This window comes from Weissella koreensis KCTC 3621 (genome assembly GCF_000277645.1).
On record NZ_AKGG01000002.1, the window covers coordinates 1 to 20,134 of the forward strand.

Below are 20,134 nucleotides of genomic sequence, written 5' to 3' on the forward strand. Positions count from 1 at the left end.
TCATGTTTGGAAATACCAATAATATCATGTTATAATGTTAATAGAAGAAAGTACATGGAGACTAACCTCTCTAGTAAAAAGGGCTAGTGCGTAGGAACACCAGCTCTTTTTGTTTGTCTTTTTTGAAGCAAGTTTCCTTTCAGGGCAAGACAGTGTATAATTATAAACAATAACTGCCATGAAACAGCTCTGCTGTTTCAAAGGCTTGGGCCAGTACGCTGGTCAAGCCTGGTGGCCCACTTTAAAATACAGTGACGCTGATAGTATGATGGCTAGACTGTTATTTTTGACAATTAAAGACGATTCAAAAAATTAACCAAGCCCCCAAATTACTAATAGGGGGGGTAAAATTGCAAATAAACCGACAGGCAACCCCTCCTCAACGCTTGGGGGAGTAGGCTTAAGTCGACATTTCTATTATGGGGCAAAAAGGTAATAAACGCCCCTTTGATGAGATTTATCTAATAAAATCAAGAAAGGAGCTGTTATGACGTACAATGCAATTAAGGGTCGCTTTACGCGCGTAGCCCCTGATAAAACGATTTTGTATGGCGACAAGTCTTATACGTTTGCCTTAACACCCGAGCAAAGTGAACAGATTGACCAGGCGGTTTATGCGGTTGTCCTGGCCAAAAATTATAAAACGACCTCTTTCTCGATTGATGAGAAGTTAACCTTGTCTGACGAAGAAGTCGCCCAACACAAATTGGTGGTCCGTTTACGCCTCCGCAAAAAGCACAAACAGCCGTCTCATCAACCGCTCACGGACTAAAATTTCACAAAGCATAAAAGCCTTGCTACCAGGATTGTGAGAGCTAGACCAATTTATTTGAGCCAAATTCACAAGAACAGATCACAGAAAAAGCGCCAAACCTTATGAAATTAAGGCTTGGCGCTTTTAACTTGGTATAAGCTACATTATGTTAATTCGTTAAATTAATAATACCCATATGGACTATATTGGTGTCCAGGTTTAGGTTGCGTCTTGCCATTCAATTGATCTAGAACATTTTGAGGGTCGGCTGGATGGTATACATGTCCAATTGCCCCTAAAACGTCGCCAATCCAATGTCCTCCGCTAATTTTGTTGCACTCTGAATTAGACAACTCTTTATAGTTACTTAAATAGCTTTTCATAACTTTAATCTCTGTTTCGCGTGTCTTTTGACTAAACAGATTAGTTGACTCTACGACTTTAAAAATTAATTTTTCCTATCAATTCTAATTTCTTATATCATAATGATTGAGAAAATTTTTTTTTGATATAATCCTACCGTTGGTAGAATCAAAAATATCGCCTACATTCCCCATTACAAACCCACCGCCATAATAACCTAATGCCGTATCGAGAAGCCCTAGTTTAACATCTCTTTTTGAAGAAGGGTTTATAGCTTTTACAAGGACTTTCAATTTATTGTCATACCAGACCATAGAATTATTATCAAAACACTGTTGAACCCACTCAGGCAGTTCTTTATCTTTGCTAATTTCCCAAACGCGAACTTCTTTATCATGGTAAAATACAGTCAATAGAGCCCTCCTATCTTGTTACAGCGTCTTACTTAGTGTCATGACAAGGTTCTTGTATACGCTTACACACTATCAGATTTAGTCCTATTATGCAACATTTTTCAAACATATTATCGTGTTTGATTATAAAATTGTATACTATTATTTTATATTTATTTTGGGAGGCTTGGCATTGACAAAAAAGTTAAATTATATCGCACAAGTCGATGAACGTGATCGTGGTGTAGCTGCAGTTGTCATGGTTTTAGCTCATTACAAAACACGTCTATCTTTAGCCAAGCTACGTGACTTAGCCAAAACAGACATGGAAGGCACTACTAAAAAATGACCAATATAGCCATAAAAGAGAAGATAGGGAACTTTGTAAATTATTTTTTAGAAAGTTCCCTATTTTTTATAATCATTACTGTATGCTCTTATACTAAAAAAATGGCCTATTCTTAGTATAAGAGCAGTTGGGATTGATTTGAGATTTTTGACCCAGCCCGTAACCGTTTGTACAGCCAAATGATATTCATTGGCCAGCGAATTAACAGAACGACCCTCGTTGTACAAGGCAACCGTTGATGATTTAAATTCAGTTGAGTATCTCTTAGCTTTCATAATAAAAAAAACCTATACTTGATTATCTCGGAGTATGTCCTAGAAATAAAGCAATCCGGATTTTCAGTATACGAGCAAAATTTTTTTATAGGTTAACCAAAATCAATTTGATCTAACATGGTTTCACGACTTGCTTGATCTAAACCAAGATAAGTCAGCGTCATAGCCTCACTAGAATGATTTAATAAATGCATGACTAGACCAATGTTGTAATTTGATTGCGTATAAACACGATAGGCGCCTGTTTTACGCATGGTATGTGTGCCCAGATAGTTGATGCCTAAGAGATCACCAACGCGTGCCATCACCTTATAAAACTGCTTCTCAGTGATATGACGGTCTGGATGGGCCGTTGAGGGAAATAACCAGTCTGAATTGATATTCTGTTGGACTAGCCAATCATGATATTGCAACAAGTCTTGTTGCACGGGCTTTAAATATAGTGTATTTGCTTTACCGGTCTTTTTATCATGAATAAAGGCCGTGTGTTTAACAGAGCCATCTGGATTATAGACATCGGATTTCTTTAACGTCATCACATCACTCACCCGCAGCAGGGTGGCTTTGCCAACTTGAAAGATAGTGTAGTTACGGCGACCTGCCCGAAAACTATCTAGTAAGGTGTCTTGCACCATTTTTAAGACGTTAGAGTCTTTGATTGGGAGTACGATTTGTTGCATATCTATTTAACCTCAATAATAGAACAGTCCTTGCCTATAATTGGTTCACTTTTGTCAATGAATGACCAATTATTTTTATCGTAGTGGTAGATTGTAAAATTAATCCGAACGCTGTTCGGACAAAAAAGATCAGCTTCCATCATAAAGGACTCCCCGCGGGACTGCAATCAGGAGTCATTACTTCAACTGTTTTTGTTCATTATAGAAATTACGGTAAGCTAAATAGCACGCAATGATTGACCCCAAACTAGTCGCTGATAAGAGCATGAACGTGACCATAATTTGATACCTAATGGCCCGTACTGGATCGACCCCTGCAAATATCAAACCGGACATCATCCCTGGCAGACTGACTAGACCCACAGTCTTTGCCGAATCAATGGTTGGTGACATACCCGTACGAATCGCCTCACGCACGATGGCAATCGAAGCATCAAGTAGACCAGCCCCTAACGCCAAACGTTCAAGCACAGCTTGCCGCTGGTCATGAAACTGACTATTGAGGCTGCGATAAGCCAGCCCAATTGCGACCATTGAATTCGACGCAATCATACCAGAAATGGGAATCATTTGCGATGGCACAAACTTAATCGCACCAGATAGCACGAGGACGCCGAGTGTTACCCCCGTACTAACAAAAATGGCTAATAACGAAATGGCTAATGCATGGTCAATCCCCGGCCCCCGTTTTTTCGCATTCCAAGCCGCATTGAAGATAATGAAGCCTATCATCGCCAGCGTTAGCCACAAATTGTTGACTCGAAAAATATACTTTAGCAAGTAACCCACGATAAATAGTTGTACAACAGCCCGCACGACACCAATGACGATGTCCCTATCTAAGCCAAGTTTCTGCCACAAACTAATTCCTAACGCGACGAGCACTAACATTGCCGCCAAAAATAGCGACGTATTATTAACTGCTAAATTCATGCGTGTACCTCCAATCTGCCAGCAACCACTTTCGCTAACTGATCTGCCGCAGCAATCTCTGTCGCGTCATGAGTAATCATGATCGTTGTCACGTGATCTTGCTCATTTAACTGTCGTAACCAGGCGTGCACGATTTGCTTATTATTTTCATCCAAACCAGCTGTCACCTCATCTAATAACAACACTTTTGGTAAGAATAAGATGTTGCGAATCAGCGCGACCCGCTGTCGTTCACCACCGGAAAGCTCGATAATCGGCTGATGCAGGGTTCGTTCGGACAGCCCAACATTATTTAACGCCGTTACCACTCGTTTCGTATCCATGACCTGCTTACGAATTTGGTACGGGAAAGCTAAGTTATCTGCCACCGTCTCACCAAATAACGTCGGTTGTTGGAAACAATATGAGACTTGCCGCCGATACATGATTGGGTCATAACTTTCAATCGGCTGCCCATCAAAAATCAAGGTCCCACTTGTTTTAGAAATCATGGCCGCAATGATCCGTAATAACGTACTTTTCCCACCACCGGATGGTCCCGTCAATGTAATATGAGCCCCATCTGGAATCTGCCAATCAACATCATGTAAAATATGTTGATCAGCGATTTGATAATTAACTTTTTCTAAACTAATCAATGAATTCATATGCCCACCCCCGATCGCACAATGATCGGCGCCGACAACAGCCGGATAACAAAGTGCTCAGAAGTCAATAATGTTTGATGTATTAATACACCAACCTGTGTAGCCATTGGCAAAGCCATATGAATCATACCTGAGTCAAAGTGTTCCGTATAACTACGGAGGAGTTCTAATTGAACTTTTAATTTATCATTATTTTCGTTGATCGATCGTTTTTGTCTAGACATACGTTGTCTCCTATCTAGGGAGTATTATATCATTTTATAAAAAAAACAACCCCCGGTATCTACTAGTCAGATAATGAGGGCTGTTTTAATAGTCTTTCCTAGGGGCGATTATATAATTAGTGCTGGTAAAGGATGCAGTGCCATTGCTAGCGCCGCTTATAGAAGTGGTGAAAAATTATTTGATAATCAAGAAGGCCGCCACTATTTGGTATTTGACCAAGAAAACCAGTTCAGCAACGGTATTGAGCATTGCTACTATTTTAGGAATGCTGCCAATGGTGATTCTTAGTCCGTTTGTTGGTCCTATGCTTGATCGGTGGAACAAAAAAGGCCTCCTAATTTTCCCGGACGTTTTTGCTGCCTGTTTCGCTATTATTCTTTCCGTATCCGGAACGGTCTTTCATGTATTTCCACTTTGGCTCATTTTTATTTCATTACTGATGCGGTCTTGTGCGCAAACCTTCCAGATGCCAACGATTCAATCGGTAATGCCCACAATGGTGCCAGACAAAGAAATTACCCGTATGAACGGCCAACTGGGAATGGTGCAATCCGCGAATATGATTATTGCCCCAGCACTGGGCGCGTTTTTATTTGCGTTTATCCCCATCGAGTACTTGATTCTGTTAGACGTACTTGGGGCCATCATTGGGATTTGTATTTTAACGTGGGTTCAAATTCCTAACAATGAAAAAATTGATCAGCCAATGCATGTGCTCCACAACACCCGCTTGGGGATCAAACAACTTACGAACAACAAGGGCTTGTGGTACATTACGTTGATCGGCGCCGTCTTCACACTAACCTACATGCCTGCTGCCAGCATGTATCCACTCATGACCATGAAATACTTTCAGGGAACCGTTAGTCAGGCTGGCTTAATTGAAGCCATTTATTCAACTGGCATGCTAATCGGCGGCACTATCATTGGCCTCTTTGGTAAGTGGCAGGACCGGATGAAGCCCGTAATCATCGCGTTTTTCCTGGTTGGCATTCCAACCGGTATTAGCGGCATTTTGCCAGGTAACCAAACCGGATTTTTATGGTTCGCAGCTTTAAACATCATTGAAGGAATTGCGACCCCATTTTTTACAACGCTTTTAATGGCAATGATTCAACAAAGTTATCCAGCAGAAGAGTTAGGGCGGATTCTAGGCGTTTTGAATTCTTTGTCGAATCTAGCTGGACCAATTGGCTTAATTTTTGCCGGTCCCCTAGCTGATGTGATTGGTATTGAACGCCTATTTGTGATTGCAGGAATCGGTGCTGCCATTTGCGGGGTGGTCGCGGTGTTAATGCCAATTACCAGGCAATATGACATTAGGCTGCATCAAAAATTGGCGAAATTAACTGAGCAACCAGATAAGTAATTAACATGATGATCATAAAGAGGAGAAAGACCAGACTACCAGCTGATCTTTCTCCTCTTTTTGTCATCACTTAATTACACGTTTTTAATCTTTTCACCAGTCAATCCCATCGCATTAATTGCCACGATAATTGTCGACATCGCCATGACCGCAGCACCAACGGCTGGGTCTAGAATGATTCCAATAAATGACAACACACCGGCAGCGAGTGGAATTGCGACAATATTGTAGCCTGCTCCCCACCAGAGATTTTGAACCATTTTCCGATTTGTGATTTTAGCCAAATCAAGAAAATGTAAAATATCGCTGGGTTCTGATTTAACCAACACAACATCAGCGGAATCAATGGCAACATCGGTTCCGGCGCCAATTGCAATTCCAATATCGGCCGCGGCAAGACTTGGTGCGTCATTTACGCCGTCACCAACCATGATGACGTGATTGCCCTTTGCTTGATAATCAGCAATAATCTTTTGCTTATCATCTGGTAATAGGCCTGCATGGAATTCAGTCAATCCTAGTAAGTTAGCAACGTGTTCCGCGGCTTTTGGATTATCGCCAGTGAGCATTACGGGGGTAATTCCTCGCCTCTGAAGACCACTAATTAATTCCTTAGCACCCGCTTTGATGGTGTCGCCTTCAGCAACCATTCCTTGAACTTGGGTGCCCTGCAATAGGAAGCTGACGGAATTACCCTTAGCAGCCCATTTATCAGCAGCAGCCTCGTCAAACCTGATCCCTTGCTTCGTTAAATAGTTACCATTAACAATCGTATAGTCAGTGCCATCAACATTACCGGAAATACCAACGCCTGGAATATTTTGAGACTTTTCAGCCGCAACGACTTCAATGTCCTTCGCTTGGGCTTCAGTAATGATTGCTTGGGCCAGCGGATGAGTCGAATTATTTTCAAGGGCGGCCAGTCGGCTTAATAACGTTGTTTCATCAATCCCATCATTTGGAATCAATGCATTCACCGTAAATTTACCTTCTGTTAACGTGCCAGTTTTATCCAAGAGAACGTGGCTAACATGTTGACTTGCTTCAATGGCTTGGCGATTTCGAACTAATAGCCCATTTTGAGCGCCAATCGTAGTAGAACGAGAAACCACTAATGGAATCGCTAATCCTAATGCATGCGGGCAAGCAATCACGAAGACGGTCACCATGATCGTCATTGCAGTCGCCAATCCCTGGGGTAACCAGGCAAAGAAAGCAATAATCCCAACACCAAATGCCGCGTAAAATAGATACTTGGCAACTAAATCAGCTTTATCTTCTGCTTTAGATTTAGCTTGCTGGGCATTTTGAACCATTTTCATTACTTGAGAAAGATAGCCGGAGTCACCAGTACCACTAATTTTAACCGTTAGCGTCCCGTTATTGTTGGTTGCACCACCAATGACCTTATCGCCAACGTTCTTGGTAACGGCAGCAGATTCACCGGTTACCAGTGCTTCATTCACGGTCGACTCCCCAGCCGTAATAACACCATCGGCTGGAATACTCTCACCTGAACGCACTTGGAAAGCTTGACCAACTTTTAAATCAGATACTGGCACTTCTTTTGTTTCACCATTATCTGTAACTAGATGGGCCGTCTTAGGCAACAGGGCCGCCATCTTTTGTAAGGCATCCCCAGCCCCCATCAATGCATTCATTTCAATCCAGTGTCCTAGAAGCATAATTAAAATCAGGGTTGCAAGTTCGAACGAAAAATCCATTACATGATTTGCCGGGTTCAAGAAGTTGTTGGCAATAAATGCGTACAAACTGTAGAAATACGAAACGGAAATTCCAAGGGTTACTAGCGTCATCATTTCAGGAGATTTATCCTGAATTTCCGCTTTAGCCCCCTTTAAAAATGGCATTCCGCCATAAAAGTAAAGTGCTGTATCAAACAAAACGATGATAATGCCAACAATTAGCGGTGAACTGAAACTAAGGATGGAAACGTTTAAACCCATGATTGGTGCTAACAGTAAAACTGGAATCGCTAAGACAACGGAGACCCAAAATTTAACTTTCAAATTCCCCATATGCATCATTGAGCCACCGTGCATCATCATGTCGGTCCCAGCCATATCCATATCACCGTGATTCATCCCACTCATATTCATAGTTTCGTGATTCATGTTCATTTGGCTATGATCCATGTTCATTTGACCATGATCCATTTCGGCCATATCGTGATCCATGTTCATTTGACCATGATCCATTTTGGCCATATCGTGGTCCATGTTCATTTGATTATGATCCGTTTCGGTCATATCGTGGTCCATGTTCATTTGACCATGATCCATTTCGGTCATATCGTGGTCCATGTTCATTTGATTATGATCCGTTTCGGTCATATTGTGATCCATTTTCATGTCATCATGATCCATATGACTCATATTTGATTCATTATTTTCCATATTCTTAGCACTCATGTTTTTCATGTTCATATTGTCCTCTTTATTTGCCATGATTATCGACCCCCTAAAAATAAGTTTCCGCCATCAGAAATCCCAGATTCTGGATTTTTGTGCAGCAATCCTAAAAGTAAACAGAACACCACAGTCTTAACACGTTTGATCACCTGGCAAGCAGTTACACTGAACTTCCTCGGGCGCTGTTTTGGCCTTTTCAGCTAGAATCGCCTGTAAGTTCGCAATATCCGCCCGTGAGAGTTCCCTTGACTGAATAATGCCGGCAATTGTTGAACCAGCCCGCATCGCACACATATGGTCAAACAAATCATCTGCCGCTGCCGCCATTGATTCCTTCTCGCCAACAACCGGCTTATACGTGAATGGTCGACTGCCGCCATGCTGCGCAACCGCCTGTTTTTGAATCAACCTGTGAAGTAGCGTTTTGGTTGTTGAAGCTGACCAGCCTTCTAATTCGTTCATAGCATCGATTAGTTCACGACTAGTCGCATGTCCCATTGTCCAAATTGCTCTCATAACCATCCATTCAGAATCGGTGATGGTTACATTCTTTGCATCCTTCAATTGGCTTCCTCCATTAATTGAATTCTAAGTTTACGTTTGTAGCCTCTTAACACTTATTAGTTTACAACTGTAGTCACAATAATGCAACCTTTCTGCCAGAAAATACCATTACATTAAAAAAACGCCTAGATAATATTCCAGGCATGGTTTGATACGATATGTTAAATTAATGATCTGGGAATTTTTGGTTTTCTTGTTAGTATGGTGAAATGCCTCTTAGAACCTGTCTAGTATCTGCTGAATCTGGTAGAATTGTGGAAAACCGACTGAGGAGTTTGTCATGCCAGATTTTCCAAGCAATATTTCTCGAGCGCAATTTGCGTTAATACAACCTGATTTAGAAAACTTCCGCAAGCATACAAGACCGCTTCGTTATGATCTTTATGACGTATTCAATGCCATCCTTTATCACTTACGAAGATACCCCGAAAAACAAAACACCAAGCGAAACTCACGATGTCCTGGTGGTTTATACGATTGATAAAGATGAACTCGTCTTAATTGGCATTCGAGTCGGATCGCATGATCGTTTATTTCCTGGTCAAAATCGTTCTAAAAGGTATCGAAAAAATAACGAATAAAAGAAGCTATTTCTGGTATATAAAAATAAATAACCCCTAATATCTACATTATAGATATTAGGGGTTATTCTTTCAACGTTTTCGAGGGGGTATTTGTAAAAAATAGACCCTCTTGTTGTTAAATTAATGTTCTAATTTTATATGCTAAACCAGGGAAAGCCATTATCATCTTTTCTTTCCAAACCTCTGGATCAACATCAATTGCCATAACAGGAATTAGTGCATTGATATCATCTACTGCTGTTTGGCTAATTTCAGCAGCGCCCACGAGATGATTTTGCTTGTCAAAGACTAATGATAATCGTGCGTGATCATCTGTTCCAGCATAAAAAAAGTCACCTTGAGTAATATCAATATCTTTAATTGAATAATTACTGTCTTCCTTTGCTTTATCAATACTAATTCCAGCTTGAGCGAGTTGGGGGAATGTGAACGTAACGGTTCCAATTACTGGGTACCTAAGAGGTTCAGTTGTTTTATTAGTAAGTAAGGCACTTAAGTAGTCTGCTTCAAACTGTGCCGTAGAGGTTAATGCTGGTGCGGTTTTATCAACAATATCGCCCATTGCGTAAATGTTATTTGCTGATGTGGTCAAATATTTATCAACTTTAATTCCGCGGTTGCTGTACTCTACACCAGCATTATCAAGTTTCAATGCATTAATTTCAGGAACTCTACCACTGGCATTAATAACTTTATCAAAAGTGCCAAGGTTGCCGTTAGCTGATTGAACCTCATAGCCAGTTTGTGCTTCGGTAACAGCTGTAACATTTGTGTTAAATATAAAATTAATACCAAGTGAGTTTTTCATTTCATCAACTAACTGATGAACGTGTTGGCTGTAAAATCCCTCTAGTGGTTGGCCGGATCGGACAATAACTGTTACTTTAACCCCGGCAGCAGACAACAATGTAGCAAATTCCATACCAACGTAACCACTTCCGATAATTGCGACGTTCTTTGGAGTATCTTCGAGTTCAAAAAGGTTAGTACTAGTAAGTAGGTACTCGTGGCCAGGAATGTTAAGAGGATGCGGCTTTTTTCCGGTTGCGATTACAAAATTATCAGCAGTGATTTTTTTATTATTAACTTCAATGGTATGTTGATCAACAAATGATGCTTCACCCTTGATGGTAGTCGCACCCAGGCCTTCATACATACTTTGCATATTATTTAGGAATGACGCCATAGCCTTATTCTTTTGCTGAATAAGTTCTTTCCAGTCAAGCTTAGCTGGTTGAGTAATTCCCTTACCTTGCAAACGCATTGAAGTTAAGGTTGCTCGTGCTGCTCCTTCTAAGAAAATCTTGGGTTCGCAGCCTTCGTTAGGGCAAATTCCGCCAAACCGATTCTTTTCAACAACCGCGATTTTCTTTCCGCTATTCTGCATTCCCAATAGGAAACGATAAACTGATGGCCCACTGCCAATAACAACGTAGTCAAACTTCATTTATAGCTTTCCTCCATTTATTTTGTTTTCTTCTTATCCTCAGTTTGCTTTTGATGTTCAGCGATATTACAACCGTCTGGCCCGCATACAGCAGCATCATTATTATCGCCAAATATTGTATTAAATTGTGGCTTATCTTCGGCCATCGTAAATTCCTCCTAATTTTCTTCTTCTTGAACTCGCTTTAAGGCTTTAACAAAGACTTCATATGGTTGGGCACCACTAATTGCATACTTATTATTGATTACAAAAAAAGGTGCAGCATGAATACCGGATTGTTGAGCCTCTGCCTCGTCATTGACCACAGCTTGATGATATTGGTTAGAATTAAGCACTTTTTCTACTTCGTCTTTAGCAAGCCCAGCTTCCATTGCCGCATTTAATAGCACATCATGGTCAGAAATCGATTGACCATCACTAAAGTAAACTTGGTAGAAGCGTCTAATTACTCGTTCAGTCAAATCAGGATCATTTTTAGCTTCTGCGAATTTAATAATCCGGTGCGCATCCATAGTATTTGTAGGTACTACACTGTCAAGATCCATTGGTAGACCATCGTTATGTGCCATTTGTTCGATGTAAGCCATTTGCTTTTTGGCCTGTGGCTCCATTGCCTTATTTCCCTGAGTGAAGTGATTAATGTATCCTTCATCGGTTTCCTTTGGTGTTGCAGGGTTAAGCTCGAATGATTTGAACTCTAATTCAGTTGTGTCATAAATACCAATTTCCTTCATTGCTCGTTTCATTCGGTTAGAACCGATATAACAAAAGGGGCAAGCAATGTCTGACCAATATTTGATTTCCATAAAGTAATTTTCCTCTCTTTAATCTTTAACCGTTTGCCGATGCTTTATGGCTTCGAAATATTCAAAGGCGTTTTGCCCAGCAATACCACCATCGCCAACCGCAGTTGTAATTTGCCGCAGTTGCTTTTGCCGGACATCACCAATTGCATAGATTCCAGGAATTGTTGTTTCCATTTGATCGTTAGTTATAATCCAACCAGCTTGATCGGTAATATTTAAATTATTGAAAATTTGGCTATTTGGAAAGTTACCGACATAAACGAAAACTCCATCAGTGTCTAGAGTTGTATCATCACCGACCTGATTGTTATGGATTTTTACTCCAGTAACATGATTTTCATCACCTAAAATCTCTGTCACACTAGTATTCCAAGTGAAATCTATCTTATCGTTATCAAAAGCACGATTTTGTAATACCTTTTGTGCCCGTAACTGATCGCGACGATGAATGACATTAACTCCATCAGTGACATTAGCTAAGTACAATCCTTCAGAAATTGCTGAATCACCACCGCCAACTACAGTCACGTTCTTTCCTTTAAAGAAAGAACCATCACATACTGCACAGTAAGAAACCCCTTTTCCGGAGAACTTTTCTTCACCTGGTACACCTAATTTTCGATTATTAGATCCTGTTGCAATAATTACTGCGCTTGCTACTAACTCGTCACTATCGGTTTGAATATGCTTCATTTGTTGATCATCAACGGTAACGTTTTGGACATCACCATATACAAAATTCACTCCGGCCTTAACGGTTCCTTGATACATTTTCTCACCAAGTTCAGGACCCTTAATTGTTGTAAAACCAGGGTAGTTTTCAATGTCATCGGTGTTGTTCATTTGTCCACCATAAATACCGCGATCAAGCATTGCTACATTTAAATTAGCTCGTGCTGCATATAAGGCAGCGGTCATTCCACCAGGACCGGCCCCAATCACTACTACATCATATTTCCTCATTAAATTTCAATCCAATCTACTTATTAGTCGTCACGTAACGCTAATCCCTTATCCAATGAACGATTAACAATGACTTCTTGTGCATCAATAATGGTTAACCACTATATAATCTAAATGGTCTTGGTCTTTATGGGTTTCAGTTTTCTTATTAAGGAGTCGGACATAACTTTCAGTTGCTAACGTCCCCATACCGCCAAGAATAGTTAAAAAACTCTTCATTAGTTAATAGTGTTGGTAATGAAGTTTTCGACTTCTTCTTTAGTCTTCCGATCTTTATTGACAAGTCTTCCGATTTCTTGACCATCTCTAAAAATAACGAAGCTTGGAATACCAAAGATATTTAGTTCTTGAGCCAATTCAGTATTCTCATCACGATCGACACTGATGAAAGTGTAATCTTTGAATTCTTGTTCAATTTCTGGCAGATGAGGCTTGATAAAGCTACAATCAGGGCACCAAGAAGCTATAAAAACTAAAATATATTTTCCATTCTTCAGTTTTTTATCAAATTCTTTTTTATTCATTACTGATAGTTGTTCCATTCAGCTTCTCCCCTCTTAACCTAATTAGTATATTGAGCAAGAACGGTTTTAAGTTGGTCCTTACTTTGGAGGCCAACCAGCTTATCAACTACTTGGCCATCTTTTTTGATAATTAAGGTTGGAATAGACATAATTCCAAATTCCATTGGTGTTTCTTGATTTGCATCTACGTCCATTTTAGTGATTTTGACTTTATCGCCAATTTCTTTATCAAGTTGTTCAATAATCGGTCCTTGCATTCGACATGGAGGACACCAAGTAGCCCAAAAATCAGTTAATGTAACACCGGTACTAGTTTCTTTCACAAAGTCTTTGTCAGTTAAGTTCTTAACCATAAGAGTCGCTCCTTTATAGGTAATATTTAATTAAAGTTGTTAATTGTGATTGATCAATAAAACGGGTAATTTTTTCAACGATTCTTCCATCACGCAGCAAAATAGTACTGGGTGCGGAATAAACATTGTATTTTTTTGCTAGTTCTGGGTGAGCATCTGAATTCACTACCCGAACGTTTAAATATGAATTAAAGTCATGGCTAATCTTATTTATTATTGGTCGCTGCGTATAACACTGGGCGCACCAATTATTCTCAAAATTAATTAAGGTTAGCGTTTTATCAATAGTAGACAAGTTATGTCACTGCCTTTCAATTATTCAATTGTTTACTTGAATAGTTTAATAATATCATATACTTTTTGTAAGTCAATATAAAAGCACGATTTAATCAATAAATGACTAAATCGTGCTTAAACTGTTTATTCTGTTATTTTATTCCAATCATAGTGACTTGAATTTAAACTAACTGCGTCAAAACCATTTCTATTTAAGATCTGTGTGGCAATGTTGGAATTAGCACATAGTCTTCCACGGCAATAAACAATAATCTTTTGATCTTTAGGTAATTTGGGCATTGATTCTTTTAATGTTTCCAATGGGACATTAATTGCCGATTGTATGTGGCCTGCTGCATATTCATCAGAAGGTCGTACATCAAGGACAAAGCAATTTTTGTATTCTTCTTGAGCTTGCTTTAACGAAATGGTTTTAACGTTATCTTGAGCGTCTGATTTATCCTGAATTGTTTTCATATCTGAAAGTTCACTGTTGCCAATGTCGGTTAATAGGTGCACAAGATCACTAATTTTAGGAGAACTAAGGCTATAAATAATATGATTGCCTTTTCGTTTTGTTTTAACCAGATGACTGTCCTTCAATATTTGTAGATGGCGTGAGGCGTTAGCTACACTTATTCCGACCCCGTTGGCAATAGTTTCAACTGATTTGGGTGCTTGAGTTAAAAGATCAAGAATTTCTAATCGTCGATCACTGCTTAGCCCCTTACCAATTTTAGACAGTTCTTCATATAGTCCATTTTTGTAGTTAACTGCTTGTTCAAACATTTTCTTCCCACCTTTTCAACTATTTTGTTGAATAGTTTACCAATTTTCCTATGAAATTGAAATTCAATATTATTAGTTAATAAATTAATGGGCCTTGTCTTTTTAGATTTAGGAGTCATCCTATAATTATAGACCCTTATTTTTTCTTATCGGGATAATGCACATGTTTCGAGCGATATACTAGTCCATATCAGAGAATGTTCTAAAAACAGTCATTTTTAGTATACGATCAACGTTAACTGAGCGAAAATAATTTAACCTAATAATTGATGGGTACTTTTTAAATTTTTTTATATAAACTAAAAGTAGTTCCAGTCCATTTTTTAAAGGCTCTTGAAAATGAACTTAGATCTGTATAACCAACGAGAAAAGTTATTTCTGTTTTAGTCAGATTTGTATTTTGAATAAAATTCATTGTCAATATTTTTTGAACAATTTGTATTTGTGCATTAAATGTTGTATTTTCAGATGCTAGATTTCGCTGAAGAGTTCTATTACTTATACCTAATGATTCCGAAATTTCATTTAAAGAAAATTCTCTGCTCGGAATTTTTTTGATTAGTTCGTTTTGAACCACATCTGAAAATGTTTTAAATTCTTTTGCTTGCAATAATTGATTTTTTAATTCTGGTTCCAGAAATTTCCACATGCTATTGTTTTCAGTTAAAAAATTTTTTTCCAAATCTGACTTTCTGAAAATAAGCACATTATCTACTGTTTTTTCTGGAATACATTGCATTGATTGAGATATTTGTTCACCATATGTAAAAGGACCACTAACATACAACGGTACAATTAATTCTCCAGCACCAGTTCTGATTAAACTTAATATTAATAACTGTTCTGTCAAAATAGCGAATCTTGGTAGTTTTTGTTGAGGGTAGATAAAAGATAACTTCACACTAACAGTCGCATCTAATTCTTCAACAGAAATATTTACAGGACCTACTATATTTTTGAATTTTGAAAAACGATTTAGAGCTTGACGCCCTGTAGATGCACACAGTGCTGCAAAAAAAGAAGGCATAAACATACTCACATTATTTATTGAGCTTAACTCTAAAATTTGCTTATCACTGATATAACCATCTAGAACATTTAACAAGCGATAATATTGCTGTTCATTTAGAACTAACTCTTCTTTCCATAAGAGGTTTGGAATATCTGATTCTTTCAGTATTGATGAAAAAGAAATTTCAATTTCTTCCATGAATTTAACGAATTGTTTAGTGATAACTATTTTCATGCCCGATATTCCTCATTAACTAGCGTGCATCATGATAAAATCAAACAATCTTGTCGGTAGAATTGTATGCATAAATACAATTGGTTTTGCTCCAAATCCAATTAAGTATCTTGCTTTAGGTTTATTTCTATTTATTGCTTTTGAAATTGCCTTGGAAATGACGATAGGATTCGACATCATATTGCCACTATATTGTTTTTTCATTCCTTCTGCTACTTTAAGTGCGACCTTTTCATAAGGTCCATTTTTAGAAGACTCAGCTAAATGATCCGCCGCAATAAATCCCCAATCAGTTTTAATGCCTCCAGGCTCAATTAATACTACATCAATGCCAAATCCCTTAACCTCCATTCTCAAGGCATCACTAAAGCCTTCTAGAGCGTACTTTGTTGCATGATACCAAGCACCTAGATAACTGGTGACGCGTCCCCCCATAGAAGAGATGTTAATTATACGACCATAGTGATTCTTTCTCATATGAGGTAAAACAAATTGCGTCAGTTGCGCCAATCCAAACAAATTTACTTCAAATTGTTTTTTTGCTTCTTCAATAGAAACATCCTCGACCGCTCCATACGATCCATATCCCGCATTATTAACTAAAACATCGATGCGGCCTTCTTGCTTGATAATTTCTTTTACTGCATTATCTATAGATTTTTTATCGGTAACATCTAATGAAATTCCTTTTACTCCAAGCTTTTTCAAAGGTTCCATTTTTTCAATTCTGCGACCAGCTCCATAAACAATGTGACCTTCTTTGGCTAAATATTCTGCAGTTTGATATCCTATTCCGCTTGTACCACCAGTAATCAATATAACCTGGTTTTTCATCATGCCTTCACACCTATCGTATTTTTTTGTAATTTAATTTTTCTATACTTACATTTTAAACGATATTATTTTTAAAAAAATGATTTTAAACGCCAATTATCATTGCAATTTATGCCAAATTTTATTCTCAAATTTTGTACAGGTATCATTAATTAGTTGATGAGTTAGTAATTCCTTCATCAACATAGGGTATATGCATTAAGATCTTCTATTGCTTTGTCGTCTCCATAATTTTTGAATAAATCCTTTTTGGCCCTCATTTTTTAAAGTGCCACCACTTTTTAGCTCGAGGTTTTGCTTCTACCGATTCTGTGTCTTGCGCCGTTTCACTGTGGAGTGCACCATCTTTTTCGACCTCAGGACTTGGCATTACTAAGGCTTTCAAGTCCTTAATTTCTGCTTTGTATTCTTCGAGCAGTTGTTTGTCCTGTAAGGCCAATCTTTGTTGTTGGTCTAATAAATTTTGCATTTGGTTCAATTGCTTAAAGTGTTGTGATTTAGTTTCTTTTAAATCTTCTATTTGTGCATTCTGATACTTAATAATATCATTTAAGTAGTTAATATCTGAATGTTTTAGGTTGGCGTTTTCAAAGTTTTCGGTTTTTGATTCTGGTTGTTGATATGTGTTTTCGGTTTTCGATTTATGGTTGTCGATTACAGACGAAAACATTGTTCTTATAGCCTTTTGTCCGTTTTCGTTAACCAAAAACCGGTTTCCGTTTTTTGAAAACCATTGTTTTCGTTCGCTATCCGAAACTTTTTTGTTAATTGCAGTCTTACTAACTCCTAACTCATCAGCGAGTTCTCGAATTGTTTTTAAATTTTCACTCATGATCTATATCCTGCCTTTTAACGATTGGTAGATACTGTTCAATCGATTTTTTAAGATACTTAGCAATATTCTTTTTCGAATAGTCATCTTGTTTATCTCTGATATATGCTAAGTGTTCTTTCACGCCCTTTAAACCACGTAACTCTTTTAATTCGTCATAGAGTGGATAAACATTTTTCTGTAGCCCTGACAAAATAGCCGTATCCGTCAAATCAATATACGACAATAAGAAATGTTCCATCAGCAATTTTGTATATGGACTCTTCATAGCTTCATACACGAGGTCTTTTTCACTTTCCTCTTGTCTTATCTTACCATCAATATAAACGGGATCATCTAACTTGTAACTAATATCATCTGCGACTTGATTTTTAGTGATATGAAAGACAATACTCTCAATGCTGCGTCCTTTTTTTACTTTTTCATACGTAACATTAAAGCTGGTATGGTTTGTGATTTCTTTAATCGGATCTTTTAATACTCTTCTTTCAAAATCAGTAAACTTTTTATATTCACTCACCGTATCGGTCATGTCGCGCAATTCCCGAATAGTGATTATCGGATTACGGTAACTTTCCACTTGCTCTTCTCTTCGCCCACCTTTAACGCTGTAATGCTCATATTGGTTGTAATTCATTGATAACCAACGGTACAAAATGATTGCATACTTGCTATTCAATTCTGCAATATCTGATAAGGCATGTTGCGTAAAATTGGTTTTTAGATTGATTAAATAAGGCATGATTTCGGGGCTAAATCGGATAGTTACTTCATCATGATAATCAGCCCATTTAACATAAGGGATAGGCACAATACTTTCAAATTCATATCCCTTTTCTTTGGCATTTTTTATCTTAAAAAATGCTTGTTTCTGCATTTTTTCAATTGCTTCTTTAAAACGACTATGTTTATTGCTATCATCCACGTTAAAAAAAGCAAATAACTCTTGCTTGGATAAATAAACTGTCTGGTCTTTCGGTGGATTTTCTGTATCAATTAAAGAAACAGCTAATTCGAACATTTTAAGCGGTGTTTTATCCATTTTGGCAATGGATGTAATTAAACTGTTATGCTCAACCACTTTCCGTTTTGATAATTCATTCAAGGTCTGTACCTGCCTTGTCTTTGATTCTGGTATAATAGACATATAAATACGCTCCTTTAGGCGTGTTGTTGGATAAGCATAAAGAAAAACTTTTAGTCGGGAATTTCTTTATGCTTTTATTATAACATTATATAGCGACAAAACATTTTAAAAAGTCGCTATATACATAGTTTTTTGTCGCTATATGCATAGTTTTTTGTCGCTATATGCATAGTTTTTTGTCGCTATATTACCTATTAAACCCTTGATATTACTGAATTTCTAACCACGCAAAAGAACAAAAGATTAAAATATAAAAGATAAACTTATAATAGGCTGCGCCTTTTTATTAAACCTATAAAAAAACAAAACAAAAAGAGCCCCATAGTACGTCAATTTTGTACGTGGGGTTCTTTTTTGAATGAATTTAAATGACATATCACTTGTTATCTAATATGATTGCCACTTATTAAGCCGATAGAGCCATTTAAAATTGGTTAATACTTATTTATATGTTGCGTGTTTAAAAACGCTTATACGGGCAAATAAGCCGTTTTAACGTTATAGACTTGGTCCTTTAAAAAGATCACGCGTTAATTCAATGATTCGATTAATTAATGCTTTAACTTGTTCGATACCACGATCTAATCTAGTTGGCGCTATTTTCGTATCTGGATCTGCTCTAGCTGTCGTCAGTGTTTTCAACCAGGACTGGGCTACTTTTTTATTTTGAGTGAGTTCTTCATGATCCAGCTTATAAAGAACATACCGGGCCTCCACATCAGTATGGGCTATCTTGTCGACACCATAATCATTTTTAAGCATATCGCGCATGGCATAATCCAGCTGTTGCTGTTCGCGTTGCCGCTTCTGAAGCGCTTGATGCGTTTCTTTCAGGTTTTGATAGTCTGCTTGGACGTCTCCTAATTGCGCTTTGACTTGGCCTAATGTTTGCTTGAGTTCTTCTGTCTCATGCTGGCTTTGTAAGGTGGCTTTCTTCATCGTGGCTAACAGACTTTTAAAACGATCTAAGTCATCTGGTTTAAGCACCGTCCTACCAAAGAGGTTTTTAGATAAATCTTGTTTAAAGGCATCAATTTGTTTTTCGGCTAAGTCAACTTCCGTTAAGGCTTGATCCGTGATTTTAAGTACGGCCTGTTTAGCCCTAATATTTTCTTCAACGTCAGCTAGTTCATTTTTTAAGGCGTTAAACTGATCATTGTATTTTTTGATTTCAGCGACATTCTCAAACGGTAAGGTTTTGTTATTTAGAATCCCTTGTTCATAAAAGGGCAGCACCTTTTTTAAGTCTTGATCTAGATCCTCATGAAATGTTTGTAGATCATGGCGTGTGAGTACTTCTTTAGCGGATACTTTATAACGTGACTTTTTAACATCAAAAACCACCGGAAC

At 38.1% G+C, this 20,134-nt stretch carries 25 protein-coding genes and 2 pseudogenes; 5 read left to right on the forward strand and 22 right to left on the reverse strand.

Translation table 11 applies throughout. The features are described 5' to 3' along the window. Window positions 1-487: 487 nt before the first annotated feature. Window positions 488-772 (forward strand): hypothetical protein, encoded by a 285-nt coding sequence (locus JC2156_RS00070; RefSeq protein ID WP_004909462.1) that lies wholly within the window; start codon window positions 488-490, stop codon window positions 770-772. A gap of 449 nt (window positions 773-1,221) precedes the next feature. Here JC2156_RS00070 and JC2156_RS00080 read toward each other — a convergent pair whose 3' ends face one another. After that, a complete protein-coding gene (locus JC2156_RS00080) occupies window positions 1,222-1,530 on the reverse strand; it encodes a hypothetical protein (protein ID WP_004903692.1) in 309 nt (102 codons plus the stop codon). Between the two features lie 172 nt (window positions 1,531-1,702). On the opposite strand from JC2156_RS00080, the gene JC2156_RS00085 reads away from it, so the two are divergent. Then, window positions 1,703-1,858, forward strand: a complete 156-nt coding sequence (locus JC2156_RS00085) for a cysteine peptidase family C39 domain-containing protein (RefSeq protein ID WP_006844811.1) — start codon at window positions 1,703-1,705, stop codon at window positions 1,856-1,858. A 59-nt stretch (window positions 1,859-1,917) separates the two neighbouring features. On the opposite strand, the gene JC2156_RS09055 is transcribed toward JC2156_RS00085, so the two are convergent. The 5 genes from JC2156_RS09055 to JC2156_RS00105 all read right to left on the reverse strand — a co-directional run bounded on the left by JC2156_RS09055 (window position 1,918) and on the right by JC2156_RS00105 (window position 4,617). Continuing rightward, window positions 1,918-2,133, reverse strand: coding sequence for a transposase (locus JC2156_RS09055; protein ID WP_238530575.1), 216 nt, complete (start codon window positions 2,131-2,133; stop codon window positions 1,918-1,920). 92 nt (window positions 2,134-2,225) lie between these two features. Beyond that, the gene (locus JC2156_RS00090) at window positions 2,226-2,813 is read right to left on the reverse strand and encodes a site-specific integrase (RefSeq protein WP_006844813.1); all 588 of its coding nucleotides are present in this window, start codon (window positions 2,811-2,813) and stop codon (window positions 2,226-2,228) included. Between the two features lie 177 nt (window positions 2,814-2,990). Then, entirely contained in the window at window positions 2,991-3,746 is a 756-nt protein-coding gene (locus JC2156_RS00095) for an ABC transporter permease (RefSeq protein ID WP_006844814.1), read from the reverse strand. After that, window positions 3,743-4,393, reverse strand: coding sequence for an ABC transporter ATP-binding protein (locus tag JC2156_RS00100; RefSeq protein ID WP_006844815.1), 651 nt, complete (start codon window positions 4,391-4,393; stop codon window positions 3,743-3,745). The genes JC2156_RS00095 and JC2156_RS00100 overlap by 4 nt, the downstream gene beginning before the upstream one ends. Continuing rightward, window positions 4,390-4,617 carry a hypothetical protein gene (locus JC2156_RS00105; protein ID WP_014017392.1) on the reverse strand — a complete coding sequence of 76 codons (228 nt, stop codon included), beginning with the start codon at window positions 4,615-4,617 and terminating at the stop codon, window positions 4,390-4,392. Before JC2156_RS00105 ends, JC2156_RS00100 begins: the two co-directional genes overlap by 4 nt. 143 nt (window positions 4,618-4,760) lie before the next feature. Between JC2156_RS00105 and JC2156_RS00110 the strand changes: the two genes are divergently transcribed. Then, complete coding sequence (locus JC2156_RS00110; protein WP_006844816.1) at window positions 4,761-5,987, forward strand: MFS transporter; 1,227 nt, start codon at window positions 4,761-4,763, stop codon at window positions 5,985-5,987. Between the two features lie 74 nt (window positions 5,988-6,061). On the opposite strand, the gene JC2156_RS00115 is transcribed toward JC2156_RS00110, so the two are convergent. After that, a complete protein-coding gene (locus JC2156_RS00115) occupies window positions 6,062-8,455 on the reverse strand; it encodes a heavy metal translocating P-type ATPase (RefSeq protein WP_006844817.1) in 2,394 nt (797 codons plus the stop codon). A 96-nt stretch (window positions 8,456-8,551) separates the two neighbouring features. Next, window positions 8,552-8,983 carry a CopY/TcrY family copper transport repressor gene (locus tag JC2156_RS00120; protein ID WP_006844818.1) on the reverse strand — a complete coding sequence of 144 codons (432 nt, stop codon included), beginning with the start codon at window positions 8,981-8,983 and terminating at the stop codon, window positions 8,552-8,554. A gap of 280 nt (window positions 8,984-9,263) precedes the next feature. Here JC2156_RS00120 and JC2156_RS09030 point away from each other — a divergent pair. Both JC2156_RS09030 and JC2156_RS08805 read left to right on the forward strand, forming a co-directional pair. Then, window positions 9,264-9,398, forward strand: a pseudogene (locus JC2156_RS09030) (IS5/IS1182 family transposase); the annotation flags it as partial. Beyond that, window positions 9,367-9,564 carry a hypothetical protein gene (locus JC2156_RS08805; protein WP_155815884.1) on the forward strand — a complete coding sequence of 66 codons (198 nt, stop codon included), beginning with the start codon at window positions 9,367-9,369 and terminating at the stop codon, window positions 9,562-9,564. The pseudogene JC2156_RS09030 and the gene JC2156_RS08805, both read left to right, overlap by 32 nt. A gap of 118 nt (window positions 9,565-9,682) precedes the next feature. Here the strand turns inward: JC2156_RS08805 and JC2156_RS00125 are convergent, their stop codons facing one another. The 14 genes and pseudogenes from JC2156_RS00125 to JC2156_RS09060 form a co-directional block, all read right to left on the reverse strand. After that, window positions 9,683-11,014 carry a dihydrolipoyl dehydrogenase family protein gene (locus JC2156_RS00125; protein WP_006844819.1) on the reverse strand — a complete coding sequence of 444 codons (1,332 nt, stop codon included), beginning with the start codon at window positions 11,012-11,014 and terminating at the stop codon, window positions 9,683-9,685. A 17-nt stretch (window positions 11,015-11,031) separates the two neighbouring features. Further along, window positions 11,032-11,160 (reverse strand): hypothetical protein, encoded by a 129-nt coding sequence (locus JC2156_RS09115; RefSeq protein ID WP_006844820.1) that lies wholly within the window; start codon window positions 11,158-11,160, stop codon window positions 11,032-11,034. A gap of 12 nt (window positions 11,161-11,172) precedes the next feature. Beyond that, the gene (locus JC2156_RS00130) at window positions 11,173-11,820 is read right to left on the reverse strand and encodes a DsbA family oxidoreductase (RefSeq protein ID WP_006844821.1); all 648 of its coding nucleotides are present in this window, start codon (window positions 11,818-11,820) and stop codon (window positions 11,173-11,175) included. An 18-nt stretch (window positions 11,821-11,838) separates the two neighbouring features. Further along, window positions 11,839-12,783 (reverse strand): thioredoxin-disulfide reductase, encoded by a 945-nt coding sequence (gene trxB, locus JC2156_RS00135; protein WP_006844822.1) that lies wholly within the window; start codon window positions 12,781-12,783, stop codon window positions 11,839-11,841. Between the two features lie 90 nt (window positions 12,784-12,873). Then, window positions 12,874-13,002, reverse strand: a pseudogene (locus JC2156_RS08665) (aspartate racemase); the annotation flags it as partial. Continuing rightward, window positions 13,002-13,325 carry a thioredoxin family protein gene (locus tag JC2156_RS00140; RefSeq protein ID WP_006844823.1) on the reverse strand — a complete coding sequence of 108 codons (324 nt, stop codon included), beginning with the start codon at window positions 13,323-13,325 and terminating at the stop codon, window positions 13,002-13,004. The gene JC2156_RS00140 and the pseudogene JC2156_RS08665, both read right to left, overlap by 1 nt. Before the next feature lie 20 nt (window positions 13,326-13,345). Beyond that, a complete protein-coding gene (trxA, locus tag JC2156_RS00145; protein WP_006844824.1) occupies window positions 13,346-13,660 on the reverse strand; it encodes a thioredoxin in 315 nt (104 codons plus the stop codon). 13 nt (window positions 13,661-13,673) lie between these two features. Continuing rightward, window positions 13,674-13,955 carry a thioredoxin family protein gene (locus JC2156_RS08670; RefSeq protein WP_081482751.1) on the reverse strand — a complete coding sequence of 94 codons (282 nt, stop codon included), beginning with the start codon at window positions 13,953-13,955 and terminating at the stop codon, window positions 13,674-13,676. Between the two features lie 125 nt (window positions 13,956-14,080). After that, on the reverse strand, window positions 14,081-14,725 hold the full coding sequence (locus JC2156_RS00150; RefSeq protein WP_006844826.1) for an ArsR/SmtB family transcription factor: 645 nt from the start codon (window positions 14,723-14,725) through the stop codon (window positions 14,081-14,083). 280 nt (window positions 14,726-15,005) lie between these two features. After that, a complete protein-coding gene (locus JC2156_RS00155; protein WP_162097972.1) occupies window positions 15,006-15,935 on the reverse strand; it encodes a helix-turn-helix domain-containing protein in 930 nt (309 codons plus the stop codon). 51 nt (window positions 15,936-15,986) lie between these two features. Then, window positions 15,987-16,808: an oxidoreductase gene (locus JC2156_RS00160; RefSeq protein ID WP_006844828.1), complete on the reverse strand. Its 822-nt coding sequence runs from the start codon at window positions 16,806-16,808 to the stop codon at window positions 15,987-15,989. A gap of 253 nt (window positions 16,809-17,061) precedes the next feature. After that, window positions 17,062-17,637 carry a hypothetical protein gene (locus JC2156_RS00165; protein WP_006844829.1) on the reverse strand — a complete coding sequence of 192 codons (576 nt, stop codon included), beginning with the start codon at window positions 17,635-17,637 and terminating at the stop codon, window positions 17,062-17,064. After that, window positions 17,630-18,784: a RepB family plasmid replication initiator protein gene (locus tag JC2156_RS00170; RefSeq protein ID WP_006844830.1), complete on the reverse strand. Its 1,155-nt coding sequence runs from the start codon at window positions 18,782-18,784 to the stop codon at window positions 17,630-17,632. The genes JC2156_RS00165 and JC2156_RS00170 overlap by 8 nt, the downstream gene beginning before the upstream one ends. Before the next feature lie 498 nt (window positions 18,785-19,282). Continuing rightward, window positions 19,283-20,134 (reverse strand): hypothetical protein (locus JC2156_RS09060; protein ID WP_038240833.1); only part of this gene is annotated, 852 nt, incomplete at its 5' end.

Coding starts and splice junctions, on each gene's coding strand:
- JC2156_RS00070 (WP_004909462.1), top strand. CDS start 488: ATGACGTACAATGCAATTAAGGGTCGCTTTACGCGCGTAGCCCCTGAT.
- JC2156_RS09055 (WP_238530575.1), bottom strand. CDS start 2,133: ATGAAAGCTAAGAGATACTCAACTGAATTTAAATCATCAACGGTTGCC.
- JC2156_RS00090 (WP_006844813.1), bottom strand. CDS start 2,813: ATGCAACAAATCGTACTCCCAATCAAAGACTCTAACGTCTTAAAAATG.
- JC2156_RS00095 (WP_006844814.1), bottom strand. CDS start 3,746: ATGAATTTAGCAGTTAATAATACGTCGCTATTTTTGGCGGCAATGTTA.
- JC2156_RS00100 (WP_006844815.1), bottom strand. CDS start 4,393: ATGAATTCATTGATTAGTTTAGAAAAAGTTAATTATCAAATCGCTGAT.
- JC2156_RS00105 (WP_014017392.1), bottom strand. CDS start 4,617: ATGTCTAGACAAAAACGATCGATCAACGAAAATAATGATAAATTAAAA.
- JC2156_RS00115 (WP_006844817.1), bottom strand. CDS start 8,455: ATGGCAAATAAAGAGGACAATATGAACATGAAAAACATGAGTGCTAAG.
- JC2156_RS08805 (WP_155815884.1), top strand. CDS start 9,367: ATGACGTATTCAATGCCATCCTTTATCACTTACGAAGATACCCCGAAA.
- JC2156_RS00125 (WP_006844819.1), bottom strand. CDS start 11,014: ATGAAGTTTGACTACGTTGTTATTGGCAGTGGGCCATCAGTTTATCGT.
- JC2156_RS09115 (WP_006844820.1), bottom strand. CDS start 11,160: ATGGCCGAAGATAAGCCACAATTTAATACAATATTTGGCGATAATAAT.
- JC2156_RS00130 (WP_006844821.1), bottom strand. CDS start 11,820: ATGGAAATCAAATATTGGTCAGACATTGCTTGCCCCTTTTGTTATATC.
- trxB (WP_006844822.1), bottom strand. CDS start 12,783: ATGAGGAAATATGATGTAGTAGTGATTGGGGCCGGTCCTGGTGGAATG.
- JC2156_RS00140 (WP_006844823.1), bottom strand. CDS start 13,325: ATGGAACAACTATCAGTAATGAATAAAAAAGAATTTGATAAAAAACTG.
- trxA (WP_006844824.1), bottom strand. CDS start 13,660: ATGGTTAAGAACTTAACTGACAAAGACTTTGTGAAAGAAACTAGTACC.
- JC2156_RS00150 (WP_006844826.1), bottom strand. CDS start 14,725: ATGTTTGAACAAGCAGTTAACTACAAAAATGGACTATATGAAGAACTG.
- JC2156_RS00155 (WP_162097972.1), bottom strand. CDS start 15,935: ATGGAAGAAATTGAAATTTCTTTTTCATCAATACTGAAAGAATCAGAT.
- JC2156_RS00160 (WP_006844828.1), bottom strand. CDS start 16,808: ATGATGAAAAACCAGGTTATATTGATTACTGGTGGTACAAGCGGAATA.
- JC2156_RS00165 (WP_006844829.1), bottom strand. CDS start 17,637: ATGAGTGAAAATTTAAAAACAATTCGAGAACTCGCTGATGAGTTAGGA.
- JC2156_RS00170 (WP_006844830.1), bottom strand. CDS start 18,784: ATGTCTATTATACCAGAATCAAAGACAAGGCAGGTACAGACCTTGAAT.